The organism is Prescottella equi (assembly GCF_020171745.1).
Lineage (GTDB): Bacteria > Actinomycetota > Actinomycetes > Mycobacteriales > Mycobacteriaceae > Prescottella > Prescottella equi_A.
This window is the reverse complement of the sequence record NZ_JAIVAH010000012.1, coordinates 76,539-98,935: the sequence shown is the minus strand read 5'-3', so window position 1 is coordinate 98,935 and position 22,397 is coordinate 76,539. Positions and strand designations below refer to the sequence as shown.

Here is a 22,397-nt window from a genome sequence, read left to right as displayed (position 1 = left end):
CCGAATGGTCCGCTACGGCGCTCCGGAACTCGCGATGCGCCCTCGGTCGTCGGGCACGTCGCCATCGCGGAGTCGCGCCCACGCCGCGCGTACTTCCCCGAGCGCGCTCGCCGCAGTGACGTCACCGAGTCGGGTTTGACCGGCGAGCTGGGACCGCCACTCATCCTCTCCGGGTGCGGCCGCGAAGTCATGCGCCGCAGGAAGCTTGTTTGTCGGTCCGTGACGCCGATACAGCGCGGCCGCGTCGGTGTCGATAGCGCCGATTCGATTGAGCGCCCACAGGTCCCACAAGTCTCGCGGTGCACGCCTGTTCTGCCACGTCGCTGTCTTGGATGCGGCGAAAGCTGCGCGAATGGGCACATGTAGCCGGGCTGGTGGCGCATCGCCGTAGCGCTGTTCGAGTTCGCGCAACTCTGTCGGCCACCGCGGATATCCATTGGAGGCGAGCAACTGGATCTTGATCGCCAGGCCCTCACCGGTTGTGAGGTACGCGGCCGTCGTGTCGGGCACGTCGCTGAGCGCGTCGACCCATGTGAGGCGGCCGTGAGTGCGCTGCAACGCACGTGGAATCAGACGGTCGAGATCCGCCGCGACAGCGTTTCGCCTGTCGAGCGCAATGAGGTCGATGTCTTCGCTCAACCTGCCTTCAGGCAGATGAGTACGTGCGAGCGCGGTACCGCCGATGAACACCACCCGCTCACGAAAGTTCTCGCTGAGAAGGGCGAGCAGATAGGAGATCAGGTGATCACGCTCCACCTGGGAATCGGCGACGCCGAAACGCTCCGCAATGGCAGCGAGCTCGTCAGCGTTCACGTCCGCACTCCCACCCAAGCCTCCGCGCGGTGCAGTGCTGCGACGAGTCGTTGCTCAGCGGCGATCTCTGCCAGACGCTCGGGATCGCTGTGCCGATAGAGCACCTCGACAGCGGACGGCACGTCGCCTTCGGCCCGGCCCAACGACGGGCGGCGCGCAAGGTCGAGAAGGGTCTGCTCCGGTGTCGTGACCAGGGCAGGACCCAATGGTGTCTCGATCCTCTCGGCGTCGAGACGCGCGGTGTCACGTTTCACGAACTGCACGACGGCGGTCCGATCCGCCAGTTCGATCGGTTGATGCTGCCGGGGCACCGCGACCACGGCTGTGGCCAGCGCACGAGGAATCGCGTGATGAACTCGGGCAGCGCTGACCCCCATCAGAATGGCGTTGTCAGGCCCGTAGATGGCGGAAGCAATTCCACAGGCGGCGGCTTCGAGATTCGGCAGCCATGGCCGGCCGACGTGTTCCTGCGGCACAGCCACGTAGTAGCCGTTGGCGACACGGTGCAGCACGCCTCGCTCGGTGAGGCGTGCGAATTCGGGGCGCGGATGCGCGTAGGTGTCCGCGGCGTCCTGTGGGCGTACGGTACGCAGTGGTCGACGCGCGAGGCTCGCCGGCAATGCGGTAGTCCGACTGTCCGACATCCCACCCCCGAGGCGTCAAGTATGCGTTCCGTAGGCTTGTAACCTACGAAACACATACTTTATCTCGAGATGGCATGCCTGCACGGGAGTTCGACTGCGATAGGCGGCCCGGGGACCGAGAGGTCCGAGCTCACCGCGGTGCCGGCGCCGGGCGCAGCACGTAGACCCGCAGGTCCTCGGGCACCCCGCGCTGCGGCGCCGCCAGCAGCCCGCGCCGGTAGCGCCGCGCGACCAGGCCCAGTTCGGCGAGGCGCTCCTCGCCGATCGCGTCGTGCGTGTTGCCGGAGACGACGACGTTGCCGTTCCCGCCGAGCTCCATCATGCGCGCGGCCACGTTGACGTCGACGCCGAACCAGTCCGCACCGATGGGCTGCGGGGCGCCGGTGTGCAGGCCGACGCGCATCCGGGGGCGGTAGCCGGTGTGGTCGAGGGTCGCGAGCGCCGCACGCGCCGCGAACACCGCCTCGACGGCCCGGTCCGGGTGATCGAACACCACCATCAGCCCGTCGCCCAGACGTTTGACCACCTGGCCGCCGCGCTCGATCATCGGCGGCTCGATCGTGGCCGCGACCTCCCGCAGCAGCGACAGCGTCGCGCCGTCGCCCACCTGCAGCGACCAGCTGGAGAAGCCGACCAAGTCTGTGAACACGATGGTGACCTCGCCGTCCGCGGGGCTGCCCCACGTCTTCTCGAGCACCGCCTGCAGCACCTGCAGCGCCGCCATGCTCACCTCGCGCGACGCCCCCGAACCGGTTGATCCGGTGTCGATCATGCGCGCCGCGGCCCGGGCGCCGCCGGGACCGGTGGTCGAGAGGGGGTCACCGAACGCGGGATCACCGGGCAGTGAGCGCCTGATCCGCCGCACGGCGTCGACCAACTGGGGTTGCCGGTCCGCGTCGCGTACCCACTTCGCCACCGAACCGGTGACCTTGGCGTAGCCGCCCTCCGTGCCGGAATCCGTGGGGGCCGGTTCCGGTGTGGCGTCGCCCTCCGGGTCGTCACTCACCCCGGCAAGAGTAATCGTGGCCGGGTCGTCTCGCAGAAGTGCCGCGTGACGCCGGTTTCGGCGCCTACTTCCCCACATCGGCCCGCGCCGCGCTCCGGGCGTCGCCCGCGGGCGGCACCCCGTTCACGCCGTCGGTCGACTGCGCGTAGTGCCCGATGCCGTACCCGATCGCTTCTGCATTCAGGGCCAGCGCGGTGCGGTCGACGTTGCCGACGGTGTCCTGCGCGGTGTGGTAGTTCGGGTCCAGCATCGCGTCGGCCTCGCCACCCCACTGCCCCGCCTGAGCAGGTGTCTTCTTCTCCTCGGCCCCGGTGAACAGGCCGCCCGCCGGGATGCCGGCCGCGATGAACGGGCCGTAGTCCGAGCGCCCATCGAAGTCCGTTCCCCCTGGCGTCACCCCCAACTGCAACACGATCGCCGCGAACGTGCGCTCGATCCCGGCCGACCCCTCCGGCCCCGGCCCTTCGCCCACGTTGTCGGAGTTGTCGCCGTCGTAGACGAAGTAGCCGGCGTTGTGCGAGCCCACCATGTCGAAGTTGAGGTACAGCGCGATGTCGGCGCGGGCCGCGTCGTCGAGGCCGTCGACGTACGCCGTCGATCCGTTCAGCCCCTCCTCCTCGGCACCCCAGAAGGCGAACCGCACCGCGTTCGCCGTGTTCGGCTTCGCGCCGAGCTGCCGGGCCGTTTCGAGCAGCGACGCGACACCCGAGCCGTCGTCGTTGATGCCGGGGCCGTCCGGCACCGAGTCCAGGTGCGCACCCGCCATCACCACGTTGCCGGAATCGCCGGTCTTGGTCTGCGCGATCACGTTGCGGGACTTGACCGTTTCGACGGTGGTGTCGAGTGTGAGGGTCACGTCGCCGCCCTGTCGCAGCGCGACGCCGTCGGCCTTGCTGACGCCGCCGGTGGGGATTCGCGCGTCCGCCTTCGCTCCCAGTGTGCCGCCGGGAAGGCCTTCGTCCTCGTTGTCGGCGACGAGCACGGCCACCGCGCCCCGATCGGCCGCGACCTGCTGCTTCTGCGCGAAGGGGCACGCGCCGCGATCGACCAGTACCACCGCCCCCGTGACGTCCAGGCCGTCGTAGTCGGTGGCCTCGCAACCCGGGGTGTCGTCCGACGGCGCCGGAACCAGCCGGGCGGTGAGCCCGCCCTGCGGTGTCGCCGGCGAATACGTGAGAGCCTCGACCGGCACGTCGCGGCCACCGAACGCGAGTGTCTGGGTGTGCGCGTCGAATCTGTCGACGTCGAATTCCGGTGTCTCGACGTCGAATCCGGCGCCCTCGAGCTGTCCGACGACGTAGTCGACGCTGGCGTCGTAGCCGGGGGTGCCGACGGAGCGGTTACCGCCGTTCGCGTCCGCGATCCGCTGCAATTGCTCGAGATCGCCCATCACCGCGTCGGCGTCGATCGCCGCGGCCAGGCCCGGACCGTCCACGGGTGGGCTGCCCTCGTCGGGATCGCTGCATCCCGCGAGCAGCAGCGCACCGGACAGACCCGCGACCAACCCCACCCTCACCCGCATGCGGGCAGAGTACCCCGATCGGACCCGGCTCCTCAGTCCCTCAGCCGCATGGCGAGGAAGGTGAGGATCTCGTCCCGCGCCGCGACGGTGGGCTGGCCGGCCTCGTCGATCAGGTGCGCCGTGACGACGCTGTGCGGACTCGCGATCGCGTGCTCGAAGAACGGCGACGTCTCCGGGTTGGCGGCGCTGTCGGGCAACACCCGCGCCTCGAACCGGTCGCCGAGCGCCTGCTCGTACGCCGCGAACCGCTGTGCGCGGCAGAACTTGTCGCCCTGGAACCGGTAGGCCAGCACCGTCAGGTCGTCCTTCTCGAGACGTTTGCGCACCGACGCGAGTTCCTCGGGGCCGCTGTCGATTCCGTCCGGATCGTCGAGCGGCAGCGACGGCTGCGAGAGCACCGGCGCCAGCATCGCGGGCTCGAGCATCATCGACAGCGCGAAGTTGCCCGTGAAACACATGCCGATCGCCCCGACGCCCGGTCCGCCGCACTCCCCGTGTGCGCGGCGGGCGAGCGCGCGCAGCCACGCGACGGCCGGGGTGGTGCCGTCGGCGCCGAGCGCCCGGAACTCCGCGCTCACACACGCCCGGCGGAGCACCGCCACCCCCTCCTCGACGCCGGGCACAGCGCCGTCCCGGCCGAACAACGACGGCAGGTACACGGTGAATCCGGCGTCGCGCACCCACCGCCCGAACCGGGCGACGTGCGGGCTGATCCCCGGCATCTCCGGCATGACGATCACCGCCGAGCCGGCGCCCGCGACGTACACGGTCTTGGTGACGCCGTTCTCCTCGATGCTGCGCCGCTCGAAGTCGTCGAGCGGATCGTCCTCGTGCAGGCTGCGTTGGGGCACTTGTGTCCTCCGTGACCGATCGATGGTGGTCCGGTCAGTCTGTCCGGGCCCCGCCACGTCGGGGAGAGGCGACATCGCCACCATTGGTGGCTACATCGCCACGGAGCTTGCGTCGCCATGGAACTTCCGGCGGTAGTCGGCCGGATTCATCCCCACCTGCTCGACGAACAGGCGCCGGAACGTGCCGGCGTCCCGGTACCCGACGCGTTCGATGACCCGGGCCAGCGGCAGGTCGGTGGTCTCGAGCAGGTTCCGCGCCGCCCGCACCCGGGCCCGGCGGAGGAAGTCGAGCGGCGACTCCCCCGTCTCGGCTCGGAACCGTCGCAGTAGCGTCCGGGTGCTCACGTGGAACGCGTCGGCGAGGCGGCCCAGGTCGTAGGGTTCGGCGAGTCGCTCCACGAGCCATGCCGCCACGTCGTCCGCGAACGGACCGCGCGCCGACGGCAACATGGCGTCGACGACGTACGGCGCCTGGCTGGTCCGGTTCTCGGCCGCCAGCGTGATCCGCGCCGTGGCGCGGGCGATGTCGTCGCCGAGGTGTTCCCGGACCAGTGCGGTCGCAAGGTCCAGCGCGGCACTGAAGGCGGCCGTCGTCGTGATCGTCCCGTCGGTGACGATCAGCGCCTCGGGGCACACGGTCGTCCGCGGATAGCGCCGGGCCAGGCGGGACGCGAACAGCCACGACGTAGTCGCCCGCCGCCCGTCGAGCAGACCGGCCTCCCCCAGCAGGAACGCGCCGACGCACACCGACGCGACGCGGCTTCCCCGGTCTTCCGCCGCCCGCAGGAACGTCGTCTCCCGCCGAAGAGAGTCCAACCGCACGGCGACATCCTCGGACGGCACCAGTTCGAAGCCGGGGACGATCACCCGATCGAACCGGTGGTGCCAGCGCTTCGCACCGATCGGAAAGCCGCCCGCTGCCGCGACCGGTTCGGCGGACGCCGCGATCACCGACACCCGGAACGGATCCTCGGTGGCCGCACCCGTCTCCCGCGCAACGCGATTGGCGATCCGTAGCAGATCGGTGAACACGAAGATCTCCGCCGCCAGACAGCCCTCGTACGCCAGCACCCCGATCCGCATCGCGTCACCCTTCTGTCGTCAGGGCCGAAGATAGCCGAAGCGCCCGGCCGAAAAACTTCGACCGGGCGCTTCGAGAGCGGTACTCAGGCGTCGCGCTTGTTCACCACGAACAGGCTGGCGCCGAACACGATCGCGACGAACGCCGCGAAGTAGAGCAGCGCGCCCCACGGACCCCAGTGGAAGTCGTACATGCCATTGTTGCCGAGGAAGTACGTCACGTTGTTGAACGGACCGAACTCGCCGATGTACTTGCCCACCTTGGGGATCATCGTCGCGAGGCTCTCGATCACCAGCGGCCACAGCAGCAGCAGCGAGATAGCACCCGCCGACTGACGGATCAGCGTACCCACACCGACCGCGAGCACGGCCAGAAGCGCGAAGTAGATCGGGATGCCGAACAGGATGCGCGCGTTGTCACCACTGATCGACAACGACACCCCCGACATCGCCTGTGCCACGAGGAAGGACGCGAGTGCGATTACGAGGCCGAGGACGGCCGCGACCACCGCGAGCAGCAGCGCCTTGCCACCGATCACCTGCGTGCGATTGGGGATGGCCTGGAACGTGGTGCGGATGACGCCGAACCGGTACTCGGTGGTGACCGCGAGCGCCGACATGATCATGACCAGCATCGCGCCGAACTGGGCGGCGCCCGCCTGGGTCAGGGACATCGAGAACTCGCCGAACGAGTTGTCACCCGACGACTCGGCGGCCTTGTACGCGGCACCGATGATGGCAGCGAACCCGACGCTGACCACGACAGCGATGAGACTGCACCACATCGGCGACTTGGTGGACGTGAGCTTGATGCGCTCGGCATTCAACACGCTCATCGGAGCGCACCTCCCATGTTCTGCGCGGCGTCGGCCGGCTGTCCGCCGATCTGCGCCTGGTACTGCACGTCGTGGCCGGTGAGCTTCATGAACGCTTCCTCGAGCGAGCCCTGCTTCGACGCCAGCTCGTGCAGCACGATGCCGTTGGCACCGGCGAGGGCGCCGACGTCGTCGGTGCGGACGCCCGCGACCAGCAGCGCCGGCTGATGATCGGTGCCCGGGTCCTCCTGGACCGCGAAACCCTGCGCGGTGAGCACGCCGCGCAGCGCGTCGAGCTGCGGGCTGCGCACCCGCACCGACGCACCCGAGGCGCGGTCGACGAAGTCCTTGACGCTGGTGTCGGCGATGAGGCGACCGCGGCCGATCACGACGAGGTGCTCGGCGGTCTGCGCCATCTCCGACAGCAGGTGGCTCGACACGAGGACCGTGCGGCCTTCGGCGGCCAGGCTCTGCATGAACTTGCGGATCCAGACGATGCCCTCGGGGTCGAGGCCGTTGACCGGCTCGTCGAACAGCAGCACCTTCGGGTCACCGAGCAGCGCGCCGGCCAGACCGAGTCGCTGCGACATGCCGAGCGAGAAGCCACCGGCCTTCTTGCCGGCAACCTCGGACAGGCCCACCAGGCGCAGCACCTCGTCGACGCGCGACATCGGCAGCGAGTTGGCCGCGGCCATCCACTGCAGGTGCGCCTTCGCGGAGCGGTTGGGGTGCACCCACTTGGCGTCGAGCAGCGCGCCGACCGTGCGCAGCGGCTGCTTGAGCTGGTGGTACGGCACACCCTCGACCAGTGCGGTTCCCGACGTCGGTGCGTCGAGGCCGAGGATCATTCGCATGGTCGTCGACTTGCCGGCACCGTTCGGGCCGAGGAAGCCGGTGACGATTCCCGGCTTCACGGAGAACGTGAGATCGTCCACCGCTCTCGTCGACCCGTAGGTCTTCGTCAGTCCCCTCACTTCAATCATGGGCACCACTCTGCCCGAAACGTCCCTACCTGCGCATCGGTCTCGGGTCTACTCGCGTGTCATACCCAGGGATGACACGCACCCCGAGGCGTGTGGGGGATCACCCGGAGTCAGTCCCTGACGGCGCCGTCCGGCATCGTCACGTCGGTCATATCCGCGCCGCTGACGTCGGCGGTGGACAGCCGCGCCCCGGTCAGATCGGCGTGCGCGAGGTACGCGCCCGTGAGCCGCGCCCCGGTGAGATCGGCGTCCTCGAGATGCGCGCCGGTCATGTACGCGCCGGACAGATCCGCGCCGGTCAGGTTGGCATGCGCCAGGTACGTCGACGTCAGGAACGACAGCGTGAGCACCGCCCCGTTGAGCTTGGCGTTGGTGAGGTACGCCTTGCTGAAGTCGGCGTCCGCGGCGACGGCGCCGGAGAGGTTCGCACCCGTGAGGTTCGCGCCGCCGAGCTCCGCGAACGTCAGGTCCGCCCCGGAGAGATCCGTGCCCTCCATGTTGGCACCTGTGAGATTGGCCCCAGCGAGGTCCGCACCCGACAGATCGAGGCCGTGGAGGTCGGGCGCATCGGGCAGTTGGTCGCGTCGGGCGTTCCACGCCACGACGTCCGAGCGGAGCAGATCCAGAAGGTCGGTACTCAACGTCGTCATGGCATGCCCTCCAGGCACTCGAACCAACGGAGCAAGTTGTTCTCGAGCCTAGCCTGAATCCGCGCCGGGCCTGGGATTTCGATCAACCCGTGACCCGCGGCGTGCCGCACCTACATCGGCGACGACGCCTGCGCCCAGAACCGCTTGGGGATGCGTCCGGCATGCCGGGCCTCGAAGCCGGCGGTGACCGCGCCGCGCATCGCCGACGCCATGAGCACCGGATCCTTCGCGCGGGTGACGGCCGTCGCGAGCAGCACCGCGTCGCAGCCCAGTTCCATCGCGAGCGTCGCATCGCTCGCGGTGCCGATGCCGGCGTCGAGGATGACGGGCACGTTCGCGGCGTCGACGATCATCTCGATGTTGTGCGGATTCGAGATACCCAGGCCGGTGCCGATCGGCGAACCCAGCGGCATCACCGCGGCGCAGCCGACGTCCTCGAGCCGCTTCGCGAGCACCGGGTCGTCGGTGGTGTACGGCAGCACGGTGAAGCCGTCGTCCACCAACTGCTCTGCTGCGGAAACCAATTCGATGGCGTCGGGCAGCAGGGTGCGCTCGTCGGCGATCACCTCGAGCTTCACCCAGTCGGTTTCGAGCGCCTCGCGCGCGAGCTGCGCTGTGAGCACGGCCTCGGCGGCGCCGCGGCAGCCGGCAGTGTTCGGCAGCGGTGCGATGTCGAGGCGGCGCAGCAGGTCCAGCACGCCCGTGCCGCCCGCGGCGTCGACGCGGCGCATCGCGACGGTGGTCAGTTCCGTGCCCGACGCGACCAGCGCCTCCTCGAGCACCGCGAGGTTGGCGGCGCCGCCGGTGCCCATGATCAGGCGCGAGCCGAAGGTGCGGTCGGCGATTGTCAGCTTGCCCATGTCAGCCACCCTGCACCGCCGTGAGGATCTCGATCTCCCAGCCGCGGCCCACCGACTCGGCCCAGCGACCGCGCGGGAACACCGCGCCGTCCACCGCGACGGCGATGCCGCGCTGCGGCAGCTCCAGCCGCTCGAGCAGCTCCGTCACCGTCAGGGGCCCGTCGAATTCGCGGTCCTCACCGTTGACGGTGATCCCGATCAACTCACTCATCCAAACCTCACTCATGCCTTCGCGGGTGAAAATCGTTCGGCGGTGGCACTTTCCGCCTCCGCCAGGGGGTTGCCGTCCAGGATCGCGACCGTCGCGTCCGCGGTGACCGGGGTCATCAGGATGCCGTTGCGGCCGTGCCCGGTCGCCAGCACCACGCGGTCCGAGACGCGTCCGATGATCGGCAGGTTGTCCGGACTCATCGGGCGCAGACCGGCTTTCGCCTCGTACAGCTCGTACTCGCCGATCGCGGGCATCAGAGCCTCGGCGTCGGCGATGAGGTCGCGCACCCCGGCGACGGTGACCTGGGTGTCGTGTCCGGACTCGTACTGCGTGGCGCCCACGACGATGCCGTCGGCGCGCGGCACCAGGTACGACGGCCGCCCGTGCACGCTGCCACGGATGGTGCGCAGCGGCGCCGGCGTCACACCCGGCCGGGCCCGCAGCCGCAGGATCTCGCCCTTCACCGGGCGCACCGGCAGGTCCGGCCACAGCTGCGCCGAGTTCGATCCGGCCGCCAGCACCACCTGATCGGTGGTGAGCTCGCCGAGGTCGGTCACGGCGCGTTCGATCAGCTCGACGCCGGCCGCCACCGCCGCGGTCCGCAATGCCTGCACCAGCAGCCGGTTGTCGACGGCCAGTTCGGTGGGCGCCTGCAACGCCAGCCGGATGCCGCGGCCCAGCGACGGCTCGAGCTCGCGGATCTGCGCCCGGTTCAGGATGCGCAGCTCGTGGCCCTGCTCGGCCACCCAGTCCGCGATCGTGTGCAGGTCGGCGGCGTCGGCGGCGTCGAGCGCGACGGTCAGCGAGTCGTCGGAGGTGAACAGCTCCAGGTCCGCGATGCGCTCGAGTTCGGCGCCGAAGCCCGGCCACCGCTGCAACGACGCCGCGCCCAGCGCGAGCGCCTTCTCCTCACCGGGCCAGCCCTCGGACAGCGGGGCCAGCATGCCGCCGGCCACCCACGACGCACCGCTGCCGGGCGCCGGGTCGTACAGCCGCACCGCCCAGCCGCTCTGCGCGGCACGCCACGCGACGGACAGGCCGATGACACCGCCTCCGACGACGGAAACCGATCGGGTCACTTCTCTCCACCTCACTCCCTGCGCCGGCATGATCCGGGTCAGGTATGACGGTCGGGGCCGGCAGGCCCCCTCTCAGCCCCGTATCCCTCGGGACTCCCGTGTTGATTCGTCCGCATTAGAGACTACCGTTCGAGGTGTGCATGCTTCCCAGTCCGTCAAGCACCTCACCCCGCGCGAACGCCTCGCCGACGCGCGCCTGTACCTGTGCACCGACGCCCGCCGCGACAAGGGCGATCTGGCCCAGTTCGTCGACGCCGCCCTCGCCGGGGGTGTCGACATCGTCCAGCTCCGCGACAAGGGCTCGGCCGGCGAGCGCGCGCTCGGGCCGATGGAGGTCAAGGAGGAGCTTGCGGCGCTGGCTGTGATCGGCGCCGCGGCCCGCCGGCACGGTGCGCTGCTCGCCGTCAACGACCGCGCCGACCTCGCGCTCGCCGCGGGCGCCGACGTCCTGCACCTGGGCCAGAACGACCTGCCCGTGCACTACGCGCGGCAGATCGTCGGACCCGACGTCGTGATCGGCCGCTCCACGAACAACCGCGCGCAGGCCAGCCTCGCCGCGATCGAAGAGGACGTCGACTACTTCTGCACCGGTCCGGTGTGGGCCACCCCCACCAAGCCGGGCCGGGCCGCGTCGGGCATCGAACTGGTCCGCAGCACGGCCGAGGCGCAGCCGTCCCGCCCGTGGTTCGCGATCGGTGGCGTCGACCAGGAGCGGCTGCCGCAGATCCTCGAGGCCGGGGCCACCCGCATCGTCGTGGTCCGCGCCATCACCGCGGCCGACGACCCGGAGGCCGCCGCGCGGGCGCTGTCCGACGCCCTGCGCGGCTGAGAGCCGTCAGCAGCTCCCGGCGATACCGGACTCCACCGACTGCTCGATGAGCTCACGGGCCTCGGCCGGCACGTCCTCCCACGTCGCGGTCGCCGGGTCGAGCGTCGGCTCACCGGCCGCCGCGGCCTGCTCGTTGTACGCCGCCACGACGGTTCCGCCGTTCGCCTTCAGCGTGTCGAGGAACTCCGCGCCCTTCGCCTCCCGGTCGAACGGCTGACCGGCCATTTCGGCCTGCTGCGCGGTGGCGTCGAGGTAGGCGACCACCTGCGCGCACATCACCGAGACCGCGGTGTCCTGCGCGTCGGCGCCGGCCTCGGCGGTGATGGTCGTCTTGCCCGCGTCCTTCGTGTCCTTCGAGTCGGAGTCGCCACCGTCACTGCAACCGGTGAGAACCAGCAGGGCGACGGGGACGGCGGCGATCAGATGTCGAATGCGCATGCCCCGATGGTGGCATCACACCGGTTCGGGCTCGCGCACGGGTGTCGACTCCTCGATCGCCGGCCCGGGTGCGCCGCGGAAGGCGATCACCGCCGCCCCGGCGAGAACGGCGACGTAGACGAGCAGATAGATGTTCATGAGGACGTCCGCGATCGTCCACCACGGCGGGAACAGGAACAGCCCCACGACGACGACCTCCTCGTCCCAGCGGTAGGGCCACGCCCCGGCCGCGAGGTAGACGACGGCCGCGGCGAGCCACCACCACCGGTTGGTCATCGCGCGGTGCACGATGTAGACGAGCAGCGGGACGAACCACACCCAGTGGTGGCTCCACGAGAAGGGCGAGACCGCGGCGGCGGTGAGCCCGGCGACCGTGATGGCGAGCAGTTTCTCCCCGCGCCGGTGCAGGCGCACGACGATCCACATGCTCACCGCGACCGCGCACAGCGCGAGCATCAGCCACAGCGCCGTCGGCGCGGGATCGCCGCCGAGGTGCGCGATCACTCCGCGGATCGACTGGTTCGACGGGTGCGAATCCAGCGCGATGCGAGTGGACTCGAAGAACGTCTCGGTCCAGTACTGCCACGAATCGTCCGGCAGCACCAGCCAACTGACGGCGATCGTGGCGACGCCGGTGCCGACCGCGACGGCGGCCGCGCGCCACTTCCGCAGCACCAGGTAGTAGAGGACGAAGTAGGCGGGCGTGAGCTTGATACCCGCCGCGATGCCGACGCCGATGCCCTTGAGCCGGCTCGCGTCACCGCGCGAGGCGTCCCACAGCACCAGCGCCATCAGCACCAGATTGATCTGTCCGTAGAACAGTGTGGTCCGGACCGGCTCGAGGAACGTGCACGACGCGGCCACCAGCGCCGACACCCCGACCACGTACGGCGTGATGCGGTAACCGAGGATCCGCCAGCACAGTGCGACGATCGCGATCAGCAGCGCGACGTTGACCGCCATCCACAGATACTTGTCGACGCCGCCGGGCAGCAGTCCGAACGGGATGAAGGTCAACGTCGAGAACGGCGTGTACGTGTAGAGCAGACCGTGGATCACCGGCTCGGTGTAGAGCGGAAGATCCGCCATGACGTGGCGAGCGCCATCTCGGTACACATCGAGGTCCGCCCCGCCCGCGAACAGCCCGATCGTCGGCATCCACGGCCGCACAGTCGTGAAGAGCAGCACCACGGATGCGACAGCCCACAGCGCAAGGATCACCAAAAACCCTGTCCGACGCGGCATCTCGCGTCCGCGGACAAGAATGTTCCTCAGCACGGCCAGCCCTCCCGATCGCGGTCCCACCCCAGAACCTCGCAGCCTCGATACCCAGCCTAAGCAATTTCGCCGGTTCGGACGAACCCAGCACCCGCTCACCGAGACTCCCCACGTGGTGTCGTCGGCGTACCGCCCACCCGTTACCGCGACCCCGCAACACGGCCGGAATCGCGCCTGCACGTCCGCGGGCGCCTCGCTGGTTAGACTCCGCCGAGGTCGACGATCCGACTCCCCGAGATCGCGCCCCGCGGTCGACACGAAAGGCCCCGAACATGATTCGTTTCCTCATCCGGACGGCAATCTTCCTCGGGTCTGCCGCGATCGGGATCCTGGCCGCCGTGTGGTTGCTGCCGGACGTGCACGTCACCGCCACCGGGTTCGTCACCGCGGCCATCGTGTTCGCGATCGCGCAGAGCCTGCTGTCGCCGTTCATCATGAAGGTCGCGGCCCGCAACGCCCCCGCCTTCCTCGGCGGCATCGGCCTGGTGTCGACGTTCGTCGCGCTCGTCGTCGCGTCGCTCATCACCGGGCTGTCGATCACCGGGTGGCAGACCTGGATTCTCGCGTCGCTCGTCGTGTGGCTCGTGACCGCCCTCGCGACGGTGCTGCTGCCGATGTTCCTCCTCAAGGACGAGATCGCGGACCGCAAGGAGAAGAAGAACTCCGGCGCCTGACCCTCTCGCCTCTCCCTCTCCCTTCTCCCCCTCTTCTCCCCTTCCCCCGCGCCCTCCCTTCCCCCGCGTTTTGCGCACTTATCGCGGAATTCGAGGCCCTCGGAGCGCGATAAGTGCGCAAACCGCGAGTGGGGGGGGTGGGCGTCAGGCCCGGCGCATGGCGCGGCGGGCCTGCTCCTCGGTGACGTTCGGGATCACCCGCAGCTCCTCCAGCGGCACCTGACGTCCCGATTCGCTGCGCACCTCGACGTGCACGGGTTCGCCCGACGTGTCGTCCGCGAGGTCGAGCGGACCACCGCGGTCGCCCTGCAGATACTTGTCGCCCCACTGCATCAGCGCGAGGACCGCCGGCAACAGGTCACGCCCCTTCTCGGTGAGCACGTACTCGTGCCGCGTGCGCAGTAAGTTTCGCCCCCGCGTTTTGCGCACTTATCGCGGAAATCGGGGCCTCCCGAGCGCGATAAGTGCGCAAAACGCGAGGGGTGGGGGGACGCGGGACGCGCGGACGCGCGGGGACGAACCGAACAGCCGTGCAGCGCAACTCACACCACTGGTGTCTGGCACGAGCGTCCGGCAAGGGGCAGAGTCGGAGGTGACACTCACCGAGGATCGGAGGAGACATGCCGGACCGGACCGCACCTGTCACGACGCTCACCGAACAGGAATGCCTGGACCTGCTGGCCACCGAGCGCCTCGGACGGCTGATCCTCGTGGTCGACGACCGCCCCGACATCTACCCCGTCAACTATGTGGTCCACGACGGCAAGATCTACTTCCGTTCCGCGGAGGGCGACAAGCTCACCGAACTCACGCTCCGGCCAATGACGACGTTCCAGGTCGACCACGCCGACGCCACCGCCGGCTGGAGCATCGTGATCCGCGGCATCGCGCGCACCCTCACGAGGTTCGACGAGATCAACGCCGCCGAGGAACTGGACCTGCAGTCCTGGATTCCGACGGAGAAGTTCAACTTCGTGGAGATCCGGCCCACCGAGAGTCACGGTCGGCGGTTCGTCCTCGATCGGGGCTGACGGCGGCCGTCAGTCAAGCCAGGACAGCACGGTCGACGGCGACAGCGCCAGCACCGACGTCGGCAGCCGGCCGCGCAGTCCGCGGTCGGCGGTCACCACCGCGGTGAGCGTGTCGGCGGCGGACGCCAGACGGGCCAGCTCGTCGTCGCCGCTGCCGTCGGCGACGTGCACCGGCACGCGCGCGTCGGCGTGGTCGACGGCCCGTGCCTGACCCTCGAGCACGGCTTCGATCCGCGGCAACCAGCCGAATCCGCCGTCGGGCAGTTCGACGGTGCGCGGCAGCACCTGGGCGATCCGGTCGAGCAGTTCTCCGGTCGCGCCCGCGCGGTCCCGCCACCAACCGGTCGGTCGTGAGCCGAGCACGTTGGCGGTGTCGAGCAGCACGCGGATCTCGGTCGTGCGCAACGCCGGCCACGCGTCCGCGAATCCCGGGTGCAGCGGCATGTGCTCCACCTCGAACTCCGGCACCCAGCGCAGCTCGGTGCTCTCCCCGTTGGGCACCAGGGCCAGGGTCTTCTCGGCGTCGGCGACCACGGTCGTGTACGTCCAGCCGCCGTCGACGCTGGCCGTGACCCGTTCGGTCCGCACCCGCACGGCGCCGGCGTCGATACCGGTCTCCTCCTGCGCCTCGCGGACCGCGGCGTGGATCGTGGTCTCGTGGCTGTCCCGGGCACCGCCGGGCAGCGCCCACGTCCCACCCTGGTGGCTCCACGCGGCGCGATGCTGCAGCAGGACCGCCGGCGACCCGTCCTCGAGCGGGGCGCGCAGGAGCAGGCCCGCCGCGCCGTGCCGGCCCCAATGCCGCACCCCGTCGGGCGTCGTCGCCCAGCCGTCACCGTCACCGCGCATGGAGTACCTCTCACCTGCCCTGTCCGCCGAGCCGCTCACCTGTCCCCACAGTATTCCCCGCGGCATCGCAAAACGGCGGAACATCCCCGCGGTGCTGCTTATATGCTCGAAACTGCGGAACGGCGAACCATTCCGGACGGCGAACCGAGGTACCAGCCCGTGGCAATGCCGGAAACGAAAACGGCGGACGAAGGCGAGGCGACGCCCACCACCACCGCTCGCAGGATCTGGAGCGGCCTGGCGACCAACGGCGCCGGTACGCGGCCGCGCCAGATCACCGGTCACGACCTGCTGCGCTCCACACCGGCCCGGCTCCTCGCGATCGGGGTGGCGCTGCTGCTCGGCACGCTCGCGGTCGGCATGATCGCCTCGATGGTGGCGGGCGACCGCAAGCAGGACATCGACACCCTGCTGTCGACCACCGAACCGCTGGCCCGATCGTCCCAGAACCTCTACGCGTCGCTGTCGGTCGCCGACGCCGCCGCGGCCACCGCGTTCCTGTCCGGAGGTGTCGAACCCAGCGAGGCCCGCGACCGGTACGCGCAGGCGATCGGGACCGCGTCGGCCGAGATGGTCGCGACGTCGGACGGGCTGCCCGGCGACGACCCCAGCCGACGGCTGCTCACCGAGATCGCGACGAAGCTGCCCGTGTACACGGGACTCGTCGAGACGGCGCGCACCAACAACCGGGTCGGCAATCCGGTCGGCACCGCCTATCTCGCCGAGGCGTCGGCGCTGATGCAGACCGATATCCTTCCGGCCGCGCAGGCGCTGCACACCGAACGTTCCGCGGCCGCGCTCGCCCCGCAGTCGGGATTCGGCCGGCCGCCGTGGCTCGCGATCGGACTGCTCGTGACGCTGATCGTGGGGCTGGTCGCCACGCAGGTGGTGCTGTCGCGACGAACGCGGCGCACGCTGAACCCCGGCCTGCTGTTCACGACGGCCGCGATGGTGGCGCTGCTGGTGTGGATGCTGATCGCCGGAATCATCTCCGCCACGAGCGCGCACCGCGCGATCCGGGACGGGTCGGAACCGCTGTCGACGTTCGCGACCGCGAGGATCCTCGCCCAGCAGGCCCGCACCCAGGAGATCCTGCAGTTGGTGCGCCGCGAGGAGAAGGCCGAGCACGCGCAGCTGTACCAGGACGACACCGGCGAACTGCGGCAACTGCTGGCCGGCTATTCGGGCCAGGTGGGCCGCGACGACACCGCCCGGGCGTCGCAGGCGATGGACAACTGGACCACCTCGCACCAGCGGATGCTCGACTCGCTCGCCACCGGCGACTGGATGGCAGCCGCGATGACGACCGTCGGGTCCGACCCGGACGGGTCGTCCGCCCAGTTCGACACGGTGGACGCCGCACTGGCCGCGGGTGCGGACACTGCGCGGACCGAGCTGCGGGACGACGTCGCGCAGTCGTCGCGGGTGCTGTCCGCGCTCGGACCCGGAGCCGCCGTCCTCACCACGCTGGCCGTCATAGGGATCCCGGTCGGCCTGTGGCCCAGGCTGCGGGAATACCAGTGACCACGACCGCGACACTCGGCGCGGCGGTCACCGCGATCGGCGTCGTCGCGGCGACGGCCACCGGATGCTCGGCCCCACCGGAGCCGTACACCGTGCCGCCGACCGAGACGTACAGCCTGGCCCCGCTCCCCGAGGGTGCCACCGTCATCGCGCCCACCTCCCTGCCCCCACCCGCCGAGTGCGGCGACCCCACCGCGAGCCTGCGACCGTTCCCGGCCGGGCAGGTTCCCGACAGCGCCTCGCTCGACGCGATCCGGGCACGTGGCCGCCTGATCGTCGGGCTGGACACCGGTAGCAATCTGATGAGTTTCCGCAATCCGGCGAACGGTCAGATCGAGGGGTTCGACGTCGACATCGCGCGGGAGGTCGCCCGCGATCTGCTCGGCGATTCGGACAAGGTGGAGTTCCGTGTCCTCAACTACGACGAGCGCGAGCAGGCCCTCGAGGACGGGAAGGTCGACATCGTCGCCAAGACGATGGCGGTCACGTGCGAGCGGCGGCAGCGGATCGACTTCTCCACGGTGTACTACGACGCGTACCAGCGGATCCTGGTGATGGCCGGCTCCCCGATCCGCGACGTCTCCGACCTCGCGGGACGACGCGTCTGCGTCGGCGAGGGCACGACGTCGCTGGAACGAGTGGAACGCCAGCAGCCCGACGCGACGGCGGTGACGGTCCCGCTGTGGTCGGACTGCCTGGTGATGCTGCAGCAGAACCAGGTCGATGCCATCAGCACCGACGACACGCTGCTGCTGGGACTGGCCACGCAGGACCCGCACTCGCGACTCGTGGGGCCGAGCATGGGCGACGAGCGATACGGCATCGGGATCGCCCAGGGCAACGACGATCTGGTCCGGTTCGTGAACGGCACGCTGGAAAGGATCCGCCGCGACGGCAGGTGGGAGAGGATCTACGACAGATGGCTCACCGGCCTGGGGCCGCCCCCTGCTCCGCCCCCGGCCACCTACCGGGACTGACTCTGCACACGAACGGAGGATCATGACGGGAGAGGTTGCGGGAGAGAACAATACGGAGGACGCCGGCGAGGTCGCCCAGACGCGCGCAGCGCCACCGCCCGACGACGAACCGATGCCGACGCGCGAGAGCATGCCCACCACGGGCAGGCGCGCGCGGACGCAACGCACTCGCACGATCTCCCGCCGACGCCTCGCCGACGGCCTGGTAGAGGTGCCGCCTGTCCCCAAGCGCGAGCCTCAGGACGCCGTCCTCACCGATCCGCATGTGCCCGAACGGAAACGGTTCTGCTGGAGATGCGGCAGGCCGGTGGGCCGAACCACCGAGGCGGGCCCCGGCGCCCCGTCCGGCATCTGCCCGCACTGCGGCGCCAGCTACGAATTCTCCCCGCTGCTCTCCCCCGGCCAGGTGGTCGCCGGGCAGTACGAGGTCCAGGGCTGCATCGCGCACGGCGGGCTGGGCTGGATCTACCTCGCGATCGACCGCAACGTCGACAACCGCTGGGTGGTGCTGAAAGGACTGCTCCAATTGGGTGATGCCGAGGCGCAGGCCGTCGCGGCGGCAGAGCGCCAGTTCCTCGCCGAGGTGGAGCATCCGAGCATCGTGAGGATCTACAACTTCGTCGAGTACCGGAAGGAAGGCCATCCGCCGGCCGGCTATCTCGTGATGGAGTACGTCGGCGGAAACTCGTTGCGCGACATCCTCAAGGCGTGCCGACCCGACCGCCTGCCCCTCGAACAGGCCATCGCCTACATCCTCGAGGTGCTGCCGGCGCTCGAGTACCTCCACTCGCTGGGGCTGGCCTACAACGACCTCAAGCCGGACAACGTCATGGTCACCGACGAGCAGGTCAAACTCATCGACCTCGGTGCCGTCGCGCCGCTGGAGAGCTATGGATACCTTTACGGCACGCCCGGTTTCCAGGCCCCCGAGATCACCGAGACCGGACCCACCATCGCGTCGGACATCTACACCGTCGGACGCACCCTCGCTGCCCTCACGCTCGATCTCCCGTCGGAGAACGGCCGCTACGTCGACGGGCTCCCCACCCCCGAACAGGCCCCGCTACTCGCCGAGAACGAGTCGTATCGGCGACTGCTACTGCGTGCCATCGAGCCCGACCCGGATCGCCGCTTCCGGTCCGCGCCCGAACTCGCGGCGCAACTGACCGGGGTGCTGCACGAGATCGTGTCCCGCGACTCGGAGCGCGAACACCCCTACCTGTCCACCGTGTTCGGGCGTCAGCGTGCGACGTTCGGCGCCGACGAGTTCGTCGAGCAGACCGACGTGTTCGCGGACGGCGTGGAGCGGGAACGGAAACTGAATCCGCGCAGCGTCGCCCAGTCGCTCGCGGTCCCGCTCGTCGACGTCGACGATCCGGGTGCCGCCCTCGTCAATGCGACCGCGCACAGCGATCCGCAACTCATGCTCGACGTCCTCGAACGTGCCCGGGACAGTCCCGAGCGCAGTGTTCCCGACTCACTCGAGCTGGGGCTCGCGGAGATCCGCGCGCACCTGGATCTCGGTGACGCGGGCAAGGGACGGCAGCTGCTGCGCGCGCTGGCGTCGGCGCACCCCTTCGAGTGGCGGATCGACTGGTACCGCGGCCTCGCCGCGCTGCTGTCCGACGAACTCACCACCGCGTACGCGGCGTTCGATGCCGTCTACTCGGCGATGCCCGGCGAGGTCTCCCCCAAGCTGGCGCTCGCCGCCACCGCGGAACTCCTGCTCGAGCATCGTAGCGAGAGCGGCACGGACCGCTGGCGGCTGCCGTCCCGCGAGTACTACCGCACGGTGTGGCGGATCGACCGCAACGTCGTCACGGCCGCGTTCGGGCTCGCCCGCCGACTGGCCGCGGACGGTGACGTGAACGCGGCCGTCACCGCCCTCGACCAGGTTCCGGCCGGGTCGCGCAGCTACGGCGCCGCACGGATGACCGCGGTCCTGACGTATCTGTCGGTGCGTCCCATCGGGGCCATCGACGAGGCGACGCTCCGTGAGTCGGCCCGCCGTGTCGAAGCCCTGCCCCGCACCGAGATTCGTGAACCACAGATGCGAACCGTCGTGCTCGGCACCGCGCTCGAATGGGTTCTCTCCGGGAACACCGCCACAACCGCACGCGAGCCGCTACTCGGTGTGCCGTTCACCGAGCGCGGCCTGCGTGCGGGTACCGAATCGTCCCTACGAGCTATGGCGCGGGGCGCACCTACGCCCACCCATCGCTATACGCTCGTCGACCTCGCGAACGCGGTGCGTCCGCAGAGCCTGTTCTGAGCGTCCCCCCGGCGGAACGGATGTCGCTGCCGCTCTCCTGGATTCGCGAGCCGAACCAGGCCAGGGCGGCGAGGATCAGGACGACGGCCACGGGCACCGGCAACGCCAGCGGGGTGGCCAGTGTCAGCGCCACGGTGAGCAGCGGCGCCAGCAGCCGGCCGGGCTCGGGCCGGTGTTCCGGCTCGGCCGTGGCGTCGACCATCCAGTTCCGGGACCTCGTGCCGTCGTCCATGATCAGACCTTCGTCTCGGTGAGTTCGGCGGCCTTGTCCTTGCCGTGGCCGAGCCCGACGTGCGCTTCCTCGCGCATGCGCTCCACCATGTGCGGGTAGTGCAGCTCGAATGCCGGACGCTCCGAACGGATCCGGGGCAGCTCGGTGAAGTTGTGCCGCGGCGGCGGGCAGGAGGTGGCCCACTCGAGCGAGTTGCCGTAGCCCCACGGGTCGTCGACCTTGACCACGGGCCCGTAGCGGTAGCTCTTGAAGACGTTCCACAGGAACGGCAGCGTCGAGGCGCCCAGGATGAACGAGCCGACCGTCGAGATCGTGTTCAGCGTGGTGAACCCGTCGGTGGGCAGGTAGTCCGCGTAGCGACGCGGCATGCCCGAGGCGCCGAGCCAGTGCTGCACCAGGAAGGTGGCGTGGAAGCCGATCAGCGTGGTCCAGAAGTGCCACTTCGCGAGGCGCTCGTCCATCATGCGGCCGGTCATCTTCGGGAACCAGAAGTAGATACCCGCGTAGGTGGCGAACACGATGGTGCCGAAGAGCACGTAGTGGAAGTGCGCAACCACGAAATAGGTGTCGGTGACGTGGAAGTCGAGCGGCGGGCTCGCGAGGAGGACGCCGGACAGACCGCCGAAGAGGAAGGTCACGAGGAAGCCGACCGAGAACAGCATCGGCGACTCGAACGTCAGCTGGCCGCGCCACAGGGTGCCGATCCAGTTGAAGAACTTCACGCCGGTCGGGACCGCGATGAGGAACGTCATGAACGAGAAGAACGGCAGCAGCACCGCGCCGGTCGCGTACATATGGTGCGCCCACACGGCGATCGACAGGGCCGCGATGCCCATGGTGGCATACACCAGGCCGCTGTAGCCGAAGATCGGCTTACGCGAGAAGACCGGGAAGATCTCCGAGACGATGCCGAAGAACGGCAGCGCGATGACGTACACCTCCGGATGGCCGAAGAACCAGAACAGGTGCTGCCACAACATCACTCCGCCGGTCGCGGGGTCGAAGATGTGCGCACCGAGGTTCCGATCCACCCACAGACCGATCAGCGCGGCGGCGAGCAGCGGGAACACCAGCAGGATCAGCAGCGACGTGATGAAGATGTTCCACACGAAGATCGGCATCCGGAACATGGTCATGCCGGGGGCACGCAGGCACACGATGGTGGTGATGAAGTTGACCGCGCCGAGGATCGTGCCGACACCGCCGAGCGCCAGGCCGATGATCCACAGGTCCGCGCCGACACCCGGGCTGTGCAGGCCGTTCGACAACGGCACGTACGCCGTCCAACCGAAGTCGGCCGCGCCACCCGGGGTGATGAAGCCGGCCGTCGCGATCAGACCGCCGAACAGGTAGAACCAGTAGCTCAGCGCGTTCAGACGCGGGAAGCTCACGTCCGGCGCACCGATCTGCAGCGGAACGATGTAGTTGGCGAAGCCGAACACGACCGGCGTCGCGTACAGCAGCAGCATGATCGTGCCGTGCATCGTGAACAGCTGGTTGAACTGCTCGTTCGACAGGAACTGCAGACCCGGGATCGCCAGCTCGGTACGCATCAGCAGCGCCATGAGGCCACCGATGAGGAAGAACGCGAACGCCGTGACCAGGTACATGATCCCGAGCACCTTGGGGTCGGTGGTCGTGATCATCTTGTAGATGAACGAACCTTTCGACCCGGTGCGGGCGGGGGCCGGTCGCGACGCTGTCAGCGTTCGTGGTGGAGCTAGTTCGATCTCGGGGTTGGCAACCATACCGACATGGTCGGACGTCCGAGGGTTCCGT

The 22,397-nt window shown here is 69.6% G+C and carries 22 protein-coding genes, 1 pseudogene and 1 riboswitch; of the genes and pseudogenes, 6 read left to right on the top strand and 17 right to left on the bottom strand.

Translation table 11 applies throughout. From position 1 onward, the window contains the following. Positions 1 to 12: 12 nt before the first annotated feature. The 12 genes from LCL87_RS09180 to thiO all read right to left on the bottom strand — a co-directional run bounded on the left by LCL87_RS09180 (position 13) and on the right by thiO (position 10,544). Entirely contained in the window at positions 13 to 813 is an 801-nt protein-coding gene (locus LCL87_RS09180) for a nucleotidyl transferase AbiEii/AbiGii toxin family protein (RefSeq protein ID WP_225018882.1), read from the bottom strand. Further along, the gene (locus LCL87_RS09175) at positions 810 to 1,325 is read right to left on the bottom strand and encodes a type IV toxin-antitoxin system AbiEi family antitoxin (protein WP_510850727.1); all 516 of its coding nucleotides are present in this window, start codon (positions 1,323 to 1,325) and stop codon (positions 810 to 812) included. The genes LCL87_RS09180 and LCL87_RS09175 overlap by 4 nt, the downstream gene beginning before the upstream one ends. Before the next feature lie 262 nt (positions 1,326 to 1,587). Next, positions 1,588 to 2,463 carry an adenylate/guanylate cyclase domain-containing protein gene (locus LCL87_RS09170; RefSeq protein WP_225018880.1) on the bottom strand — a complete coding sequence of 292 codons (876 nt, stop codon included), beginning with the start codon at positions 2,461 to 2,463 and terminating at the stop codon, positions 1,588 to 1,590. Between the two features lie 64 nt (positions 2,464 to 2,527). Then, positions 2,528 to 3,985 (bottom strand): M28 family metallopeptidase, encoded by a 1,458-nt coding sequence (locus tag LCL87_RS09165; RefSeq protein WP_225018878.1) that lies wholly within the window; start codon positions 3,983 to 3,985, stop codon positions 2,528 to 2,530. Between the two features lie 32 nt (positions 3,986 to 4,017). After that, complete coding sequence (locus LCL87_RS09160) at positions 4,018 to 4,836, bottom strand: dienelactone hydrolase family protein (RefSeq protein WP_225018876.1); 819 nt, start codon at positions 4,834 to 4,836, stop codon at positions 4,018 to 4,020. 90 nt (positions 4,837 to 4,926) lie between these two features. Continuing rightward, positions 4,927 to 5,919 carry a helix-turn-helix domain-containing protein gene (locus LCL87_RS09155; protein WP_225018874.1) on the bottom strand — a complete coding sequence of 331 codons (993 nt, stop codon included), beginning with the start codon at positions 5,917 to 5,919 and terminating at the stop codon, positions 4,927 to 4,929. 83 nt (positions 5,920 to 6,002) lie between these two features. Beyond that, entirely contained in the window at positions 6,003 to 6,752 is a 750-nt protein-coding gene (locus LCL87_RS09150; RefSeq protein ID WP_225018872.1) for an ABC transporter permease, read from the bottom strand. Beyond that, entirely contained in the window at positions 6,749 to 7,714 is a 966-nt protein-coding gene (locus tag LCL87_RS09145) for an ATP-binding cassette domain-containing protein (protein ID WP_225018870.1), read from the bottom strand. The genes LCL87_RS09150 and LCL87_RS09145 overlap by 4 nt, the downstream gene beginning before the upstream one ends. A 110-nt stretch (positions 7,715 to 7,824) precedes the next feature. Further along, the gene (locus LCL87_RS09140; protein WP_225018867.1) at positions 7,825 to 8,364 is read right to left on the bottom strand and encodes a pentapeptide repeat-containing protein; all 540 of its coding nucleotides are present in this window, start codon (positions 8,362 to 8,364) and stop codon (positions 7,825 to 7,827) included. Between the two features lie 110 nt (positions 8,365 to 8,474). Further along, positions 8,475 to 9,224, bottom strand: coding sequence for a thiazole synthase (locus tag LCL87_RS09135; protein WP_237691934.1), 750 nt, complete (start codon positions 9,222 to 9,224; stop codon positions 8,475 to 8,477). Position 9,225: 1 nt separating this feature from the next. Then, positions 9,226 to 9,435 carry a sulfur carrier protein ThiS gene (thiS, locus tag LCL87_RS09130; protein ID WP_225018863.1) on the bottom strand — a complete coding sequence of 70 codons (210 nt, stop codon included), beginning with the start codon at positions 9,433 to 9,435 and terminating at the stop codon, positions 9,226 to 9,228. Between the two features lie 11 nt (positions 9,436 to 9,446). Further along, positions 9,447 to 10,544: a glycine oxidase ThiO gene (thiO, locus tag LCL87_RS09125; protein WP_510850726.1), complete on the bottom strand. Its 1,098-nt coding sequence runs from the start codon at positions 10,542 to 10,544 to the stop codon at positions 9,447 to 9,449. Beyond that, positions 10,513 to 10,624, bottom strand: a riboswitch (TPP riboswitch). It overlaps the preceding gene by 32 nt. A gap of 26 nt (positions 10,625 to 10,650) precedes the next feature. Between thiO and thiE the strand changes: the two genes are divergently transcribed. Next, positions 10,651 to 11,343 (top strand): thiamine phosphate synthase, encoded by a 693-nt coding sequence (gene thiE, locus LCL87_RS09120; RefSeq protein ID WP_225018860.1) that lies wholly within the window; start codon positions 10,651 to 10,653, stop codon positions 11,341 to 11,343. 6 nt (positions 11,344 to 11,349) lie between these two features. Here the strand turns inward: thiE and LCL87_RS09115 are convergent, their stop codons facing one another. Both LCL87_RS09115 and LCL87_RS09110 read right to left on the bottom strand, forming a co-directional pair. Beyond that, on the bottom strand, positions 11,350 to 11,781 hold the full coding sequence (locus tag LCL87_RS09115) for a hypothetical protein (RefSeq protein WP_225018858.1): 432 nt from the start codon (positions 11,779 to 11,781) through the stop codon (positions 11,350 to 11,352). 15 nt (positions 11,782 to 11,796) lie between these two features. After that, positions 11,797 to 13,002 carry a glycosyltransferase 87 family protein gene (locus tag LCL87_RS09110; protein ID WP_225018856.1) on the bottom strand — a complete coding sequence of 402 codons (1,206 nt, stop codon included), beginning with the start codon at positions 13,000 to 13,002 and terminating at the stop codon, positions 11,797 to 11,799. 329 nt (positions 13,003 to 13,331) lie between these two features. On the opposite strand from LCL87_RS09110, the gene LCL87_RS09105 reads away from it, so the two are divergent. Further along, positions 13,332 to 13,733: a phage holin family protein gene (locus LCL87_RS09105; RefSeq protein WP_225018854.1), complete on the top strand. Its 402-nt coding sequence runs from the start codon at positions 13,332 to 13,334 to the stop codon at positions 13,731 to 13,733. 144 nt (positions 13,734 to 13,877) lie between these two features. Here LCL87_RS09105 and LCL87_RS09100 read toward each other — a convergent pair. Then, positions 13,878 to 14,132, bottom strand: a pseudogene (locus LCL87_RS09100) (winged helix-turn-helix transcriptional regulator); the annotation flags it as partial. Between the two features lie 221 nt (positions 14,133 to 14,353). On the opposite strand from LCL87_RS09100, the gene LCL87_RS09095 reads away from it, so the two are divergent. Further along, a complete protein-coding gene (locus LCL87_RS09095) occupies positions 14,354 to 14,764 on the top strand; it encodes a pyridoxamine 5'-phosphate oxidase family protein (RefSeq protein WP_225018852.1) in 411 nt (136 codons plus the stop codon). 9 nt (positions 14,765 to 14,773) lie between these two features. On the opposite strand, the gene LCL87_RS09090 is transcribed toward LCL87_RS09095, so the two are convergent. Beyond that, positions 14,774 to 15,613, bottom strand: coding sequence for an NUDIX hydrolase (locus tag LCL87_RS09090; RefSeq protein WP_225018849.1), 840 nt, complete (start codon positions 15,611 to 15,613; stop codon positions 14,774 to 14,776). A gap of 165 nt (positions 15,614 to 15,778) precedes the next feature. Between LCL87_RS09090 and LCL87_RS09085 the strand changes: the two genes are divergently transcribed. Genes LCL87_RS09085 through LCL87_RS09075 form a run of 3 tightly spaced genes read left to right on the top strand, consistent with a single transcriptional unit; the run spans position 15,779 to position 20,386 of the window. Next, positions 15,779 to 17,137: a GlnX family signal transduction membrane protein gene (locus LCL87_RS09085; protein WP_225019256.1), complete on the top strand. Its 1,359-nt coding sequence runs from the start codon at positions 15,779 to 15,781 to the stop codon at positions 17,135 to 17,137. Further along, entirely contained in the window at positions 17,128 to 18,114 is a 987-nt protein-coding gene (locus LCL87_RS09080) for a glutamate ABC transporter substrate-binding protein (RefSeq protein WP_510850735.1), read from the top strand. The genes LCL87_RS09085 and LCL87_RS09080 overlap by 10 nt, the downstream gene beginning before the upstream one ends. A gap of 22 nt (positions 18,115 to 18,136) precedes the next feature. Continuing rightward, positions 18,137 to 20,386, top strand: coding sequence for a serine/threonine-protein kinase (locus LCL87_RS09075; protein ID WP_237691933.1), 2,250 nt, complete (start codon positions 18,137 to 18,139; stop codon positions 20,384 to 20,386). Between the two features lie 234 nt (positions 20,387 to 20,620). Here the strand turns inward: LCL87_RS09075 and ctaD are convergent, their stop codons facing one another. Continuing rightward, the gene (gene ctaD / locus LCL87_RS09070; protein ID WP_225018846.1) at positions 20,621 to 22,366 is read right to left on the bottom strand and encodes an aa3-type cytochrome oxidase subunit I; all 1,746 of its coding nucleotides are present in this window, start codon (positions 22,364 to 22,366) and stop codon (positions 20,621 to 20,623) included. Positions 22,367 to 22,397 lie beyond the last annotated feature (31 nt).

Bases quoted from the DNA above. Each gene is read 5' to 3' on its own strand.
- LCL87_RS09150 (WP_225018872.1), bottom strand. From the start codon at position 6,752: ATGAGCGTGTTGAATGCCGAGCGCATCAAGCTCACGTCCACCAAGTCG.
- thiS (WP_225018863.1), bottom strand. From the start codon at position 9,435: ATGAGTGAGTTGATCGGGATCACCGTCAACGGTGAGGACCGCGAATTC.
- LCL87_RS09115 (WP_225018858.1), bottom strand. From the start codon at position 11,781: ATGCGCATTCGACATCTGATCGCCGCCGTCCCCGTCGCCCTGCTGGTT.
- LCL87_RS09095 (WP_225018852.1), top strand. From the start codon at position 14,354: ATGCCGGACCGGACCGCACCTGTCACGACGCTCACCGAACAGGAATGC.
- ctaD (WP_225018846.1), bottom strand. From the start codon at position 22,366: ATGGTTGCCAACCCCGAGATCGAACTAGCTCCACCACGAACGCTGACA.
- LCL87_RS09085 (WP_225019256.1), top strand. From the start codon at position 15,779: ATGCCGGAAACGAAAACGGCGGACGAAGGCGAGGCGACGCCCACCACC.
- LCL87_RS09165 (WP_225018878.1), bottom strand. From the start codon at position 3,985: ATGCGGGTGAGGGTGGGGTTGGTCGCGGGTCTGTCCGGTGCGCTGCTG.
- LCL87_RS09105 (WP_225018854.1), top strand. From the start codon at position 13,332: ATGATTCGTTTCCTCATCCGGACGGCAATCTTCCTCGGGTCTGCCGCG.
- LCL87_RS09090 (WP_225018849.1), bottom strand. From the start codon at position 15,613: ATGCGCGGTGACGGTGACGGCTGGGCGACGACGCCCGACGGGGTGCGG.
- LCL87_RS09135 (WP_237691934.1), bottom strand. From the start codon at position 9,224: ATGGGCAAGCTGACAATCGCCGACCGCACCTTCGGCTCGCGCCTGATC.
- thiO (WP_510850726.1), bottom strand. From the start codon at position 10,544: ATGCCGGCGCAGGGAGTGAGGTGGAGAGAAGTGACCCGATCGGTTTCC.
- LCL87_RS09075 (WP_237691933.1), top strand. From the start codon at position 18,137: ATGACGGGAGAGGTTGCGGGAGAGAACAATACGGAGGACGCCGGCGAG.
- LCL87_RS09145 (WP_225018870.1), bottom strand. From the start codon at position 7,714: ATGATTGAAGTGAGGGGACTGACGAAGACCTACGGGTCGACGAGAGCG.
- LCL87_RS09155 (WP_225018874.1), bottom strand. From the start codon at position 5,919: ATGCGGATCGGGGTGCTGGCGTACGAGGGCTGTCTGGCGGCGGAGATC.
- LCL87_RS09140 (WP_225018867.1), bottom strand. From the start codon at position 8,364: ATGACGACGTTGAGTACCGACCTTCTGGATCTGCTCCGCTCGGACGTC.